The 12,954-nt window shown below is 60.5% G+C and carries 11 protein-coding genes and 1 pseudogene; 6 read left to right on the top strand and 6 right to left on the bottom strand.

Features of this window, described 5'->3' with window-relative positions:
* Window positions 1-71: 71 nt before the first annotated feature.
* Together U5A57_RS34865 and U5A57_RS34860 are read right to left on the bottom strand one after the other, a co-directional pair.
* Window positions 72-782 carry an SDR family oxidoreductase gene (locus U5A57_RS34865; RefSeq protein WP_321916211.1) on the bottom strand — a complete coding sequence of 237 codons (711 nt, stop codon included), beginning with the start codon at window positions 780-782 and terminating at the stop codon, window positions 72-74.
* Between the two features lie 104 nt (window positions 783-886).
* Window positions 887-1,636 (bottom strand): SDR family oxidoreductase, encoded by a 750-nt coding sequence (locus tag U5A57_RS34860; RefSeq protein WP_321916210.1) that lies wholly within the window; start codon window positions 1,634-1,636, stop codon window positions 887-889.
* Between the two features lie 190 nt (window positions 1,637-1,826).
* Here U5A57_RS34860 and U5A57_RS34855 point away from each other — a divergent pair, with 190 nt between their 5' ends.
* Window positions 1,827-3,353 carry a PLP-dependent aminotransferase family protein gene (locus U5A57_RS34855; RefSeq protein ID WP_321916209.1) on the top strand — a complete coding sequence of 509 codons (1,527 nt, stop codon included), beginning with the start codon at window positions 1,827-1,829 and terminating at the stop codon, window positions 3,351-3,353.
* Between the two features lie 98 nt (window positions 3,354-3,451).
* Window positions 3,452-4,435, top strand: coding sequence for a nitronate monooxygenase (locus U5A57_RS34850; RefSeq protein WP_321916208.1), 984 nt, complete (start codon window positions 3,452-3,454; stop codon window positions 4,433-4,435).
* Between the two features lie 108 nt (window positions 4,436-4,543).
* Here the strand turns inward: U5A57_RS34850 and U5A57_RS34845 are convergent, their stop codons facing one another.
* Together U5A57_RS34845 and U5A57_RS34840 are read right to left on the bottom strand one after the other, a co-directional pair.
* Window positions 4,544-4,693 carry a hypothetical protein gene (locus U5A57_RS34845; RefSeq protein WP_321916207.1) on the bottom strand — a complete coding sequence of 50 codons (150 nt, stop codon included), beginning with the start codon at window positions 4,691-4,693 and terminating at the stop codon, window positions 4,544-4,546.
* Window positions 4,694-4,729: 36 nt separating this feature from the next.
* Complete coding sequence (locus tag U5A57_RS34840; RefSeq protein WP_321916206.1) at window positions 4,730-5,029, bottom strand: hypothetical protein; 300 nt, start codon at window positions 5,027-5,029, stop codon at window positions 4,730-4,732.
* A 413-nt stretch (window positions 5,030-5,442) separates the two neighbouring features.
* Here U5A57_RS34840 and U5A57_RS34835 point away from each other — a divergent pair, with 413 nt between their 5' ends.
* The gene (locus U5A57_RS34835) at window positions 5,443-6,033 is read left to right on the top strand and encodes a YSC84-related protein (protein WP_321916241.1); all 591 of its coding nucleotides are present in this window, start codon (window positions 5,443-5,445) and stop codon (window positions 6,031-6,033) included.
* 257 nt (window positions 6,034-6,290) lie between these two features.
* On the opposite strand, the gene U5A57_RS34830 is transcribed toward U5A57_RS34835, so the two are convergent.
* Entirely contained in the window at window positions 6,291-6,611 is a 321-nt protein-coding gene (locus tag U5A57_RS34830; protein WP_321916205.1) for an EF-hand domain-containing protein, read from the bottom strand.
* Window positions 6,612-7,357: 746 nt separating this feature from the next.
* Between U5A57_RS34830 and U5A57_RS34825 the strand changes: the two genes are divergently transcribed.
* Window positions 7,358-7,780 carry an SRPBCC family protein gene (locus U5A57_RS34825; protein WP_321916204.1) on the top strand — a complete coding sequence of 141 codons (423 nt, stop codon included), beginning with the start codon at window positions 7,358-7,360 and terminating at the stop codon, window positions 7,778-7,780.
* A gap of 13 nt (window positions 7,781-7,793) precedes the next feature.
* Here U5A57_RS34825 and U5A57_RS34820 read toward each other — a convergent pair whose 3' ends face one another.
* Entirely contained in the window at window positions 7,794-8,414 is a 621-nt protein-coding gene (locus U5A57_RS34820; RefSeq protein WP_415774694.1) for an HAD family hydrolase, read from the bottom strand.
* A gap of 537 nt (window positions 8,415-8,951) precedes the next feature.
* On the opposite strand from U5A57_RS34820, the pseudogene U5A57_RS34815 reads away from it, so the two are divergent.
* Both U5A57_RS34815 and U5A57_RS34810 read left to right on the top strand, forming a co-directional pair.
* Window positions 8,952-10,866 (top strand): annotated as a pseudogene (locus U5A57_RS34815) (autotransporter outer membrane beta-barrel domain-containing protein).
* 213 nt (window positions 10,867-11,079) lie between these two features.
* Window positions 11,080-12,258, top strand: a complete 1,179-nt coding sequence (locus tag U5A57_RS34810; RefSeq protein WP_321916240.1) for a DUF4382 domain-containing protein — start codon at window positions 11,080-11,082, stop codon at window positions 12,256-12,258.
* Window positions 12,259-12,954 lie beyond the last annotated feature (696 nt).

Here is a 12,954-nt window from a genome sequence, read left to right as displayed (position 1 = left end):
TTTGGCGGCGTCACGACAATTGATCAGCAGGCCGTATCGAAAAGCGGCACCGGCTTGCGAGCCCGTAGACTTCAGTGGCCTGCGCTCTGGCCGCCGTCGACGTGCAGAATTTCGCCCGTGATGAACGGTGCACGATCAAGGAAGAGAATCGCATCGGCGATATCGCTCATCTCGCCCATGCGCCCCAGTGGATGAAAGGCGCCCAGTGCCTCATGGGTTTGCGGTGCGTGCATCGGCGACTTGATGATCCCCGGTGCGACTGCGTTCACGCGTATCCCTTTCTTCGCATACTCGATCGCCAGCGACTTTGTGGCCGCGTTCAGACCGCCTTTCGTCAGCGCTGCCAGCACCGAATACACGCCGCTGTGCGCTGCATCGACGACGCTGGCGGTCACGCTGACCACATGGCCGCCAGAATGCCTCTCCATTTCAGCAATGGCGAGTTGTGTAATGTGATAGAAGCCCGCCATATTCACGTTCATCACCGCAGCGTAGTCTTCGGCAGTGTGTTCGGTGAACGGTTTGCCGATGTATATGCCAGCGTTGTTGACCAGCGTGTCGATCCGTCCAAACCGGGCGATGCCCTCGGAAATCACGCGTTGGGCGGTTGCCGGGTCACCGATATCGCCCGCGACGCTCAAAATGTCGGGGTCGTGCGACGGCTTGATCGAGCGTGCGGTCGCGACAATGCGATAGTCAAGCTTGCGAAACGCCTTGACGACTTCAGCGCCTATGCCTTGTGAGGCGCCGGTCACGACGACAACTTTTCTTGATGTGCTCATGCTTCACCCAAAGCTTATTCTCCTGGCTTCGACGCCTGTCGATTCGACGGTCCCGGCCAAGGCAGTTGCGAACATGTTGATTCAGGTTTTGTATCGCCCCGAAATCAACCCTGGTTATGCGCCAGCCACTGGTCCAGACTCAGACGGCCAATTCGCGCGTCGCCGAGCGGGACTAGCGACTGCTCCTCGACGCGACCGCCGTAATACAGCGCATCCTGATCCGTCATCACTGGGCGCGGGTCGCCAACCGACTTCAAATAGCGTCTGACGATCCCGGCGAACGGTTCACGGTCCGGGCCCGCGATATCGACCGTGCCGTTCAGCGGCGCGGCAAGCGCGACCTGCGCGAGGGCCGCCGCGACGTCATCCGCGGCTATCGGCTGAAACAGTCCGTCGCCAACACGCACCGTCCCGCCTTCGGTGCCGAAATCCGCAATGGCGCCGATGAATTCCATGAACTGGGTCGCGCGCACGATCGTGTAGGGCACGCCCGCCGCTTCAACCCCCTCTTCCTGCGCGACCTTGGCGACGAAATACGCGTTCTCCGGTGTGCGGTCGCAGCCGACGATGGAAAGCGCGACGTGATGGCGTACCCCTGCGGCCACTTCGGCTTTGCCGAGGTTGCGCGTCGCGGTACGGAAGAAGTCGAGCACCGCCTGAGGCTCCCACGAAGGCGCATTCGCCACATCCACGACGACGTCCGCGCCCGCCAGCGCGTTGCTCAAGCCCTCGCCCGTCACGGCGTTCACGCCGCTACGCGGCGACGCAGCGAGCGCTTCGTGACCCGCCTCGCGAAGCAGCGTGACGACACGCGAGCCGATCAGGCCGGAACCACCGATTACGACGATCTTCATGACACATTCTCCAGATGAGAGTCAGTCGACACGCGAAAGAGCGGCTGGCGGGTGTCGAATCGCGTGAAGGACACGCCGCCATCGCATCGCGTGAGGCTATTGTGGGAAGATCATGAACTACCGAAAAGTGCCAAGAAATGGCGATTGGACCAGGACATCCCGATTCCGCTCCGCTCGCCGGCAAACCTTCATGACCGCGCCGCCCACCGCATTCACCGTCGACATCGATCGGCAACTGCAGTTGCCGGTCTACCAGCAGATCTGCGCGCGCTTCAGAACCGCGATCGCCGCAGGGCATCTGCGTCCAGGCGATCGCGTGCCCGCGCTGCGCAGCCTCGCCACGCAGCTGAACACGGCGCGCGGCACGGTCGAGCTGGCCTATACGATCCTGGTCGACGAGGGCTACCTCCAGATGCGTGGTGCGGCCGGCACGTTCGTATCGCCCTCGCTGCCGCCATCGGTAACGCGCTCGCGTGCACAAGGCGCGAAGGATTCGAACGGGACGCAAAGTATCAAGCGTGCCATCACACCTCAAACATCAGGCGAATCGCGCGGCGTTCAACCTCCGCCGCGCCAGCTTGCCATTGCGGCCGCGATGAGTGGAGAGCCCCGGCCGTTGCAACCGGGGCTGCCCGCGCTCGACGCGTTTCCGGTCAAGGCTTGGAACCGGCTCGTTGCGCATCGCGCTCGCAGCGGCGAGCGCGCGATGCTCGCGTACCCGGATCCAGCCGGCTACCGGCCGCTGCGCGAACACATCGCCACGTATCTCGGGCTGTCGCGCGGCGTAACCTGCCTGCCGGACCAGGTGTTCGTCACCAGCGGCTACCGGGCAACGCTCGAACTCGTGTTGCGCAGTCTCGCCCGCCCGAATGACAGCGTCTGGTACGAAGACCCAGGCTATCTTCTCGCGCGCGGTTTTCTGGCCGAAACCGGCGTACAGCTTGTCGCGGTGCCGGTCGATGACGAAGGGATCGACGTCGAGCGCGGCACACAACTGGCCGCGCAGGCGCGCTTCGCGCTGGTCACGCCGTCGCACCAGAGCCCGCTCGGACACACGTTGTCGCTCGCCCGTCGTATGGCGCTGCTGGACTGGGCTGAGCAGGCATCTAGCTGGATCGTCGAAGACGACTACGACAGTGAGTTCCGCTATCTGGGCCGGCCGTTGCCGGCTTTGAAGAGCCTCGACCGGCACGATCATGTGATCTATTGCGGCACATTCAGCAAGGTGATGTTTCCCGGCTTGCGGCTGGCCTACGCGGTGGTGCCGGAGCGGGCCGTCGAGCGTGTCGGGCGCGTGGCTCGCAGCATGAACGCTGGTTCGCCAACGTTGTTGCAGGCCGCTTTGGCGGACTTCATCGAGCAGGGGCATTTTGCACGGCATCTGAAGCGCATGCGTGCGTTATACGCCGAGCGGCGCGTACTGATCGTGCGCGCACTGGAACGGGCATTCGGCGAACGGCTGATCGTCGAATTGCCGCCAGGGGGAATCCAGTTCGCGGCGCAGTTCGCCGAAGGCCCTGATGGCCCGGTCGACGACGTCGCCGTTGCTGCGCGCGCCCGCGAAGCGGGACTGGCCGTACTGCCGCTTTCGATCTGGTACGCGAACGGCCGCACGCGGCGCTCGCCGCGCGGCCTTGTGATGGGCTTCGCAAACATCGCCGATCCGGGTGAAGCGGCCAGTCTCGCGCGGACGTTGCGCGTGTGTCTGGACGGCTAACGAGTGGGTAGCGCCGGCTAGTCGCCTGACCTTGACGCTTGAAGCTTCGATGTTCCACCATTGACAGGAGCCGCTTCCTCATCGATGTGGGGTGCTATATGTCAATCGCCACCGCAGTGACAGAACGTCTGGGAATTCGACACCCCGTTCTGCTGGCGCCAATGGACCTCGTTGCCAACGCTCGTCTAACCGCGGCGGTCAGCGCTGCCGGCGGGCTGGGGATTCTGGGCGGCGCGTATGGAGATGAGGTGTGGCTACGCCGGGAACTGGAGTCGCTACGGCACATCGGGACGCGCTTCGGTGTTGGCTTCATTACGTGGAGCCTCGCGAAAAGTCCGCATCTGCTTGAGCTTGCCCTGGAACACAAGCCCTTGGCGGTCGTGCTCTCCTTCGGGGACCCGGCGCCCTTTGCGGCAAAGATCAAGGGAGCCGGCTCCATCCTCATCTGCCAGGTTCAGTCGTTGGCCTATGCAAAGGAGGCATTCGCCGCGGGCGCGGACATCCTCGTTGCACAGGGCACGGAAGGCGGTGGTCACGGAGCCTCGCGTGGGCTGTTTTCGCTCGTGCCGGAAATCGTCGACGCGCTTGGCACGACGATTCCCGTTGTAGCTGCAGGTGGCATTGCTGACGGGCGGGGCCTCGCGGCCGCGCTAGCGCTTGGCGCGTCAGGCGTGCTGATGGGTACGCGCTTCTATGCAACCCGGGAGTCCGCAGGAAAAGATGCTGCGAAAGCGAGAATTCTCGCCGCGACTGGCGACGACACCTTGCGAAGCATCGTATTCGACGTTTCCCGTCGCAACGTTTGGCCCGCTCCGTTCACCGGACGGTGCCTCCGCAATGGGCATCTGGATCGCTGGTATGGCCGGGAGATTGAGCTGCTGCGTCACCTCGACGAGGAGTCAGCGAAATACGCGAACGCCCGCGAGGCTGGGGATTTCGACATCGCCGCCGTAATTGCAGGCGAAAGCGCCGGGTTGATTCAGGATATCCCGACTGCCCAGGAGGTCGTCGAGAGGACCGTGCGAGAGGCTTCGGCAATTCTTGCGAATGGCGTTCACCGGATTCGTTTGGACCAGGATTGAGGCGTTGGCCATTGCGGTCGCCGGGTAGCACGACAGCTCAGCCGCTTCAACGTCTCACCGCCTTTGTCAACAGGCGCCCCCCTCCTCGATACCACCAGGCGCACTCTGCTACGTCGCCTTCTTGACATCGTCGCTCGACGGATTTGTCAGGATGGCGCTCGCAATCACGTGAACAAGATGATCCCCCCGTGGCGCGAATGCGGGTTGGCCGACGACCCAGCCGAGCACCGGCATCAGGGCGGGGTCGACATGACCCATTCGCCTTCCCGCAAACGCGACATCGGCTCGAAACGATCAATGCAGGGTCTGGACGCTGCTAACGGCCTCCCCATCGGCGTCATCGGACGCGGCTTGATCGAGGATTGCGCACCTAAAGTCGAACTTGACGCGAAGGATCGCCGATTCAACACGAGCGTCGCCGCGATAGCCCTTCAGGCGAGTATCGATCGCCTCCTCGACGGCGAGGATCGCCTGCTCGATGCTCTCAGGGTCATCGCTATCGAAACCGACCTCAATCTCAATGCTCTCCAGTAGATTCAGCGCTGTTGCCATGTCCTCGGAAGCGACGAATAGCGTCTCGGCGTTTTCTCTCATCTTCCCTCCCCGTTGGGTTGTCTTGAGTCTTCAGACAAGTGCGAGTTGCACGGTTATCGTTGCATATCCGGAGCAAGCCTGCAGGGCGACCGAGGCGGGTGTTGCGTTCGAAACAACGGGAGGGTTGCCGAACGTTGTGAAGCGAATAGAATTGAATGTTCCAGCTCGATCCATGGTCGTTGCGCTCGACCCGAAGCTGTCGTTCGCCGAAATCCGTGACAAGACCGTTCTGTTCGGCGCAGCTCGCTAGCCGCCGGTCAACCAGCGAGCTTCGCGTGACTCGTTTCCCGACCAAAAATGACGAGCCGGTTCCACCATGTCATGCTCTCGACATAGCCAACGCATGGATTGCTTGCACCACGCCGGATGATTGCCGGAGGCAGCGAATTCGACCGTAACCCTTGTTGGAGGTGATGATGCGCAGACGTTCTGTTCTGAAGACCGGTGCTGCAACGCTAGCCATTGCGGGACTGTCGCTGACCCGATTCCCGGCGGCAATGACTGAGGCCGTTGCCGCAGAGTCCAATGCAGCGAAGCGTCACGAAATCGACGCGAAGGTCAACGCGACACTGTCGAGGCTGTACGAGACAGTCAAAGGCTCAAAGGAACTTGTCGCCAAGGCGGATGGCGTACTTGTCTTCCCGGCTGTGATCAAGGCTGGGTTCGTCGCCGGGGGAGAATACGGTCAAGGCGCTTTGCGGGTGGGCGGGAAAACGGTTGGCTACTACAGCACCGCGGCGGGCTCATTCGGCTTGCAGGCAGGTGCGCAATCCAAGGCTGTCATCTTCCTTTTCATGACCCATGATTCGCTTAACAGCTTCCGCAACTCGAAAGGCTGGTCAGTCGGTGGCGAAGGGTCGGTTGCGCTGCTGAAGGTTGGAGCAAACGGCCAGATCGATACGACAACGGCTAGCGCACCGGTTCAAGCCATTGTGATGACCAACGCCGGGCTGATGGGCGATGTGTCGCTGTCCGGCACCAAGGTCTCCCGGCTGAAAATCTGAAGTCGCTCGCATCGTCCTTGAGGCCGCAACTACCCGTGCGGCCTTATCGGGTCGGCGTGGTGCGTCGCCGTCGGCCCGCGTTCGCCCAGTTACCGACGTTGACAAGCGCTTGAATCTGCATTGAAGCACAACAAGGCGCGATCGTCGTTAGTCGGCAATGATTTTACGGTTGCATTTAAGGCTGCGCCGGCTCGAACGGCATCGCAACGTCTATTGCGGCGCGATCCAGGTTGGTATGCGGCCGGCGCGTTTTGTGGCTAGCCGAGATTTTTCCAGAACGTTTCGGCCAGGCTCAGGCCGGCACTCAGGAAATTATCGGCTTTGGTTTGATCCAGATTGCCGTCTGCATCGCGTGTATAGGAATCCAGAAGATCGTTGAACACCTGGCTTCCGCTCGAAATGCTCTTGCTCACGCCCGTCACGAACTCGGTAAGCGATACCTGACCGTCATCGGACGTGTCGAAGCTGCTAAAAAGCTGCTTTGCGTCGTCGGCCCCTACGCCGGCGCGCGAAAGTTGAGCCTGGAATTCGTCGAGCGACAGGGCATCGTCGTTGTTCTTGTCGCCCTGCACGAACATCTGGGGCGCCCATGCAACCGCGAGCGGCGTCGCGCGCAGTGTCTGCGTTTCAGCCGCGCCGGTGCTCGTATTGATGGCCGTGACCGTTTTCTGGGTCGAAAAGCTGTTGAGCGTGGCACGATCGGGGGAGTCCGACGAAGCTGACTGCTTTTGCGCGAAGCTGGAATAAGCGTCGTAAGCAGAAGTCTAACCGTTCACTGAGGACATGGACATCACAGAATCCTTTGACGAATTGTGTTTGGTGGGCCGCAAAATGCCGTACGGCCGTGCAGACATTCATTCTGGATTACGGTTGCATTTCATCTGACTTTAGACGTTGTACAAATCTGTACAAATCTCTACAAAGGCACACGCGATCGACGCATGAGGTCGGCGCGCGATGCGACCAGGAGGCGTCATTCACCAGCGCCGTCGCCCAGAGACTCAGATGTCCGCTCCGCATCAAGCAAGCGACCGAACCATTTGCGACGGTGAACTGCAGCACGTGCCTATCGATTCGCCGGTTGTATGATTCCTGCCTCACTGCCGACAGCGGCCAGTCCAGTTATTTCTGACTGTTTGTGCAAGCTTGATGGTTACTTGCACAACGGTATAACGCGCCGCGGCCACGACGGCGGACTGCCAATGCGCGGTATCGGACTCGGCCGGCGGGAACTTTCATTTCGCAATCCTGGCCATTGCAATGTTGACGACGTATCTTTTCAAAGAATAATATGCGCACATATTATTCTTTGAACGGAGCTGGCATGTGGTCAGTCGAGGTCACGGGTGAATGTACAGCGACACCAGCAAAGGTTTTTGGCGTCCTGGCGGAACCGGAGAAGTGGTCGGAGTGGAACAAAGGTGTCCTTAGCATCGAAATGCACGGACCGTTCCAGGCTGGCACAACTGCGGTGATGGTCTTGCCAGACTTGACGAGGTTGCCGTTCCGCTTCGGGTGGGTTGAGGCTGACAAGGGTTTCGAGGATATCACTGAAGTACCCGACGCTGGCGTGGTGGTTCGCGTTCGTCACGAGCTATCGCCGACCGAACGCGGCACCCGGATCACGTATCGCTGCGAGGTCGATGGCCCTGAACCCGTAGCCCGTGAGGTGGGCACCCTTGTTACGTCTGATTTCGCCGATGTCATCGCCGCCCTTGGTTTGCGGGCAGAGCAACCAGGTGAGTGAGGTCCGCTGGACCTCATGCCGCGCAAATTAGCCCACGAAGTGCCAAAGCGTCGGCAAGTGAACGATGACCAGTAAAGTGATGAGCGTTAAGACCGGCTAGCCCGGCGCCTGCAATATTGTCCGGAAGGTCGTCGACGAAAAGCGTTTCGTGCGGCAAAGCACGAAGCTTCTCGAGACATCGACGGAATACCTCGACGTCCGGCTTTGCGGCCGAGAACGATGCAGATGCGTACACGTGATTGCCAAATACGCTGGCGATTTCCGGGCAAAGGTACTTGATGTTTGACGACACGATCTCCGGATTATTTGTCAATACGGCGATCTGACAACGATTCGCTGCTTCCTTTGCCAATTTCAAGACCTCGTAATTGGGCGACATCGCTGCCTTGCGGGCGCTCAACCAGTCCTTCTCCGAGATCTCGCACCCAAGCAGTTTTCCCGTCGCAAACAGGTATTCCGCATCGGTCACCGCGCCAGCGTCGGCCTTTGCTTCGAGCCCGGAATCCCAGATCGCATTCGCAACCTCTCGCTCGGTTCGGCCGGAGAGCGCGGCCAACCTGCGGACCCGCAACGATCTGTCGTAGTGACAGAGAACGTCGTCCATGTCGAACAACGCCAGGGAGATTGAATTCATTGGATTTTGGATATCAGGCGTTCAGGGCCTGCGGGACGTTCCCGTATCAGCAAGCTGTCGAACTTACAACAGCAGCCCCCTGGTTGGCAATGGCGTCTGCACCTGTCGCGACATGTTGCACAGTCCTGCACGGTGGAAACCCGGTGCTTCGTAGCGGATCGTCAATTCCAGGAACTCGCCGGACGGCCGTTTAGTGCCGCGAAGCCGTCACACGAACCACATCGCGGGCAATAGCGGCAATGGGTCGTTCAGCGAACACTGGCAGTATAGGGCCACCTCACAACGCTAAACATTTGTCCACTGTAAATTTGAATTGACAATCTTTAAATATAGTCAGTTGTTCGTGCAACGAAAGTTATGATTAAATTAGCACGATCGTTAGTCTGGCTGTTCACTCCATTTAACATGCGTGCACCGGACGATAAAAGAAGTTAAAAACTTAAATCCCATCTTCAACGGCGGTATTGACTGGCCACGAATGCGTCCAACCAGTCGCGCATGCCCGGCACCGCCAAAGTGGCCTGATCCGCGAACCAGATGTTGGCCGCCACTCTTGCTGTGACGGGCCTGAACAGCAAAGCGCTCGAAAATCCCCCAATCAATAATTCATTGCGCATGCACTGTTGTGCAGCCGCCGCAAGCTCATTTTTCGCTAAAAAAATTACCAATTCTTCTTATATCTTTCGTGCCGAAAATTTTAAGGCAATTAACGTAAGTAATCGTGCACGAGGTAGCGAATTGGAGTTTCCGGAAATGCGAAATGGTGTCAATGCGGCGGCATCGGGAAATGGAGTGAAACAATATCCGCCGGTGGAAACTGGCTGGGGCATCAAGCGAGGTGAGCTTTTCCTCCTCTCGCGCAGCCGAATCTCCATCGCGATCATGCTGGCCGTTGCAGGGAGCTTCGCATTGGGCAGCGGCTCAGTTCGAGCGAACGGCGGTAACGGCGCCACTGTCCTGGGCGTTGGACTGGGTGGTACAGGCGGCACGGACGGCAGCCCATCGAGCGCCACGGGTCAGGACGGCGCCGCGGGTGGCGCGCGGGGCGTCTATGGAACGAGCGTCGTTCTCGGTACAGCGGGTGCTGCCGGCACCGTGGGGATGGTCGTCACTACACAAACGAGTATCTCGACAACCGTCAGTGGCGGTACGGGACAGGCTGGTCAAGCCGCTGTCGCGAACGTGAACAGCGACGGCGGCAATGGCGGCGGCGGCGCTGGCGTGCAGGCCACGGCCGACGTGACGGTGACCGGCACGGGCACGGGCGACGGCATTCTGCTCGTCCAGGTCAACGGCACGTCGGCGGCGAACAGCTTCCGCCTGGCGGCGCCCGTTCAGGCCGGTGCCTATCAATACCTGCTGTACCAGGGCGGCGCGACCGACGCGAACGGCTGGTACCTGCGCTCGCAGTTTGCGACGGCCCAGGCGGCATCATCGAACCCCGGCGACCCGGCCGCGGCACCGGCCACGACAGGTCCGGTTGCGTACCGTCCCGCAGTGGTCGGTTATTCCGTCACTCCGCTGCTCAACGCGGAATATGACTTCAGCATTCTCGATCGCCTGCAGGAGCGCGTTGGAGACGTGACAAGCGTCGATTCGGCGGAACCTGCACACGGCAACGGTGTGTGAGGCCGCATTGGCGGACAGAATCTCGACGCCGACGCAGGCGAGCGATTCTCCACCGACGAGCGTACGTTCTTCGCGCAGTTCGGCAGAGACTGGACGCTCTCGCGCTACGCCAGTGGCGCCAGCACGCGCGCCGGCGCAACGATCACGATCGGTTCCACGTCCGCGAGTTTCGCCGACAGCGCGCGAAGCGTGATGGGGACGTCCGGCTCAACGGGCAGCGTGGAAACGCAGGCCCAATCGTTTGGCGGCTACTGGACGAAGTACTTGCGGGACGGCACTTATTTCGACGGTGTGGGTCAACTCACGCACTATCACAACCGGTACGGCGACATTTACGGCGGCAGCGCTAGCCAGAACGGCTTCGGCGCAGGCGCTTCCGGTGAAGTGGGCAAGCCGTTCGCGCTCGGCTCGAGTGGCGTGGCGATCGAGCCGCAGGCTCAACTGCTCTATCAATATCTGCACCTCAATGGCTTCGACCGACGGCATCGCGCCTGTTGGCTCGAACACGACGAACGCGTTGCGAGGCCGCCTCGGCTTGCGGCTGTTCAAGGCCAATTTGAGCAATGACTCGAAGACGTCGAGCGTGACGCCCTACTTCACCGCCGACGTGCTGCACGACGTCTTCTCGCCGGGGCAGACCACGGTCGGCGGTACGCCTTTTGACAACGCAATGCAAAAGACCTGGTATGCCGTTGGCTTTGGCATCATGGGCGGATTCGGCAAGCACTCGCAGGTGTACGCGAACGTGAAATACGGACACAGCCTGGGTGGCGACTATCGCGACAACGTGTTCGGGCAGGCAGGTTACCGGTTCAACTGGTAATGCGTTTGTCCGCGGCGACTTCGCCGTGACAGTCGGCCGTCGTTGCGGGTCGCGACGACGGATCTCGAGCACACGTCTCGTGCTGTACAAAGGCTCGCAACGGACTTTAAACAGCGAGCACAAAAATTACCAATTGTTTCAATGTCGCAAGATAACTTGCAACCCGTCGAGCGTATGCTTCGCGCACCAGGGACAAAACAAAAGGTGCTCGATATGAACGGCATGCATAAAACACTAATGGCCGCTGTTTTCGGGGCGGCCGCTCTCACGGCTTGCGGCGGTGGAGGCGGCAGCAGCAGTAGCAGTAGCGGCGGCAACCCGACCGGCACCGTGAACGTCCAGATGACCGACGCCCCATCGTGCGGCTTCGACCACGTCTACGTAACGGTGAGCCAGGTCGGCATTAACGCAAGCTCGAGCGCCGGCGACAACGACAGCGGATGGACCAACATCACGCTCGCTGCCCCGCAGAAAATCGATCTACTTTCGCTGACGAACGGCACGATGGCGACGCTCGGTCAAGCAACCCTGACCGCGGGCCAATATCAGCAGGTACGGCTTGTCCTTGCCCAGAACCAGGGGAACACGGTGGCCAATTCGGTCGTGGTGTCGGGAACGACCAACGAACAGCCACTGGCGACGCCAAGCGCAACCCAAAGCGGCCTCAAGATCATTCGCCCCTTCGACGTGGCCGCGAACTCGACCGTCGATCTCGTGCTCGACTTCAACGCCTGCAAGTCAGTCGTTCAGAAGGGCAACGGCTCGTATGCGTTGAAGCCGGTGATTACCGCCACGCCGACGACCGTCACAGGCTTGATTGATGGCTACGTCGCAGCGGCCGAAGCTGGCGCTACGGTGTATGCCGAGCAGAACGGCAAGGTGGTGAGCGGCACGGTGGCGGACAGCACAGGCCACTTCGTGTTTTCGACGCTGGTCCAGAGTTCGACCAACGGCAACTACGATATCGTGATCGTGCAACCCAACGAGACAACGGGGATCATTTCGTCAGTGCCTGTCGTCGTAGGCGCTACGACCCACGTGTCAACGGCAGGCCAACCCATTGCGCTTCCCGCCTCGGCGATGCATACCGTGAGCGGCACCGTCACGGTGTCGGCGGATGCCAGTGTGCGTGCGATTCAGACCACATCAGCGGGCGTCTACGAAATCGCAGCGGCGAATGCCAACCTGGACACGGGCGTCTATACAACGAGCCTGCCCGTTGCGGCGCCGATGGCCGGCGCCTATAACGGAACACTGCCCGTTAGCCTGACCGCGGTGACCTCAGCGGCGGGCCAGTACACAATCGAAGCGGATGCGGCTTCCGGCACCACGCAATCGACGGCCGTCAACGTGACGAGCGGCAGTCAGACCAGCGTGAATTTCACTTTCTGATAACGGCAGGAATAACGAAGGGGCGAATCGCCTCTTCTCTTCGGGGGACGGTCATGAAAAGAATCATCATCGCTTTGGCGATTGCTTCCGGCACACTGGCCGGGTGTGCCGTGTACGTGCCGGGCGAACCCGCCGTGGCCCCGCCGCCGCAAGGCGGTCCTGGCAACGGGTTCTGTCCGCCCGGACAGGCCAAGAAAGGAAACTGCTGAGACGATTCTCTTGTATGCGGGAAAGATGCCGAGGGCCATGTCTGAGGCGAGACCGAACCGCCGCGCGGAGAACCAGTCACGTGTCTCCAGATATGGCGACGCGCAGTAACGAGCCCGGCGCCGTGCCCATCAAAAGTGTGTGCGGTAGCGTACAGACACGATGTAACCCCGGCACCCCGGCAACCGTATAAGGCGTTATAACCATCCCAAGGACTTTCCATTTTGCGAAGATCGCTGCGCGCAATGCAAGGACCTCATTCGATAACAGATATCGTTAGGAAACCTTGACGAATGCGTTGGCGCAATTCTACTTTGGATGAGCATCCCGAGACTTTAAAAATTCAAACGCTCTCTCGTTGAACGCTCGAGAAGCCCGCGGCCCAGTTTTCCCACCCTTACGTCGAACGCCCGTTGCGTCCCAGCTGTTTGACCAAGTCGGTTGACAGCCGGCGGAAAGCCTCTGGCGCGGAAATTCAGATCAATGTCT

This window comes from Paraburkholderia sp. J11-2 (assembly GCF_905220185.1).
Classification (GTDB): domain Bacteria; phylum Pseudomonadota; class Gammaproteobacteria; order Burkholderiales; family Burkholderiaceae; genus Paraburkholderia.
The sequence above is the reverse complement of the archived record's forward strand: the minus strand, read 5'-3'. Positions and strand labels throughout refer to the sequence as shown.